This window comes from Bacillus sp. AP50 (assembly GCF_040492675.1).
Classification (GTDB): domain Bacteria; phylum Bacillota; class Bacilli; order Bacillales; family Bacillaceae_G; genus Bacillus_A; species Bacillus_A cereus.
The window spans coordinates 1-1184 of the sequence record NZ_JBEUTW010000651.1 but is presented as its reverse complement, the minus strand read 5'-3'; the positions used below and the strand labels follow the sequence as shown (position 1 = coordinate 1184).

The following is a 1184-nucleotide window of genomic DNA, read 5'->3' as shown; positions in this document are numbered from 1 at the left end:
ATATATAGGATAGGACATGTATCTAATCCTCGTGGGACAAATCAAAATAGAGAGCGGAAGGAATTATATGAACAAAAAAGAATTAAAATTAAAGCTACTGCAAGGTCTAGGTGAAGAGTTAAAAGAAGACGGTTATAAGACTAGAACTACACAACAAGACCTGGTGAAAAAATTTGATAAAGGAAAAATCGGTATACATTTAGCCTTTATCAATCACCTAGAAGATTTTGATGTGACGGTGGATGTGGGAATTCGTTTTGATGAATTAGAAAATATGAAAAATCAATGGGCTGACGGTTTAACAATTAGAGAGAAAAAGGAGACCTATACAATTGGAGTTGATTTAGGGAATTTAGTCTATAGAGAGCAAAAAAGGTGGCGTGTTGAAAAGGAAGAAGATATTTTACCTGTTACTATGGATATTTTAAAAGAAGTTAAGGAATACTTCATTCCATATATTGATAAGTATGTAGATATGGAAAATGTATTTGATTTATGTGTAAGAGATGATGATGAGGCTGGATTAATAGGGACAATATTTGATGGGACGCGAGCACAAAATGCTATTGGATTAGCCTTGTTATTAAATAAAGAAGAGATATTAGAACAAATCATTGAGAAAAAGAGAGAGTATTTAAAGACGAGGGATAAATTTGAATTGGAGTTATTTGAAAACTTTCTTTCTAATATGAATCTAGGATAAACAAGGTTAGTTATTCATTTTCGTGATTATAGTGGGGTTAATTGTTTATATCTGGTTTTTCTGGTTGGAAAAACATTAAACTCTAGATTTTCTATTAATCATAAATATTGGTAGCCCCTAGAAGGAAACATTTGACGTTTTTATGATTAGATACAAACTTCGAATGTAACTTATAGGGGTTTTTATTTACAGGTTTTATAATACTGGAAAGCCCATATCGAATTTTAGCCGGTTTGAGATAGTGCCTGCGAGTGATGATGGTGCACTGTAACCTTGAGCAGTAGCGATAGACTTAGCCTTTGGAAGCAAAAACCCCACAGAGTCTAGTCAACTTACCTTTTTAAAGAGTGTATCAAAGAATTATTTATTTTTATAAATTAAATGATTAAGAACCATTATTTCGATTATGAAAAAGAAGTATTATTATAAAATGCTAGAGAGACGCTTTTTATTAATTTAATTTATTTGAGTTCAATTATAT

At 31.1% G+C, this 1184-nt stretch carries 1 protein-coding gene; it reads left to right on the top strand.

Translation table 11 applies throughout. The features are described from left to right. Window positions 1–67 precede the first annotated feature (67 nt). A complete protein-coding gene (locus ABWK52_RS27950) occupies window positions 68–703 on the top strand; it encodes a hypothetical protein (protein WP_098541327.1) in 636 nt (211 codons plus the stop codon). Window positions 704–1184 lie beyond the last annotated feature (481 nt).

Bases quoted from the DNA above. Each gene is read 5' to 3' on its own strand.
- ABWK52_RS27950 (WP_098541327.1), top strand. From the start codon at position 68: ATGAACAAAAAAGAATTAAAATTAAAGCTACTGCAAGGTCTAGGTGAA.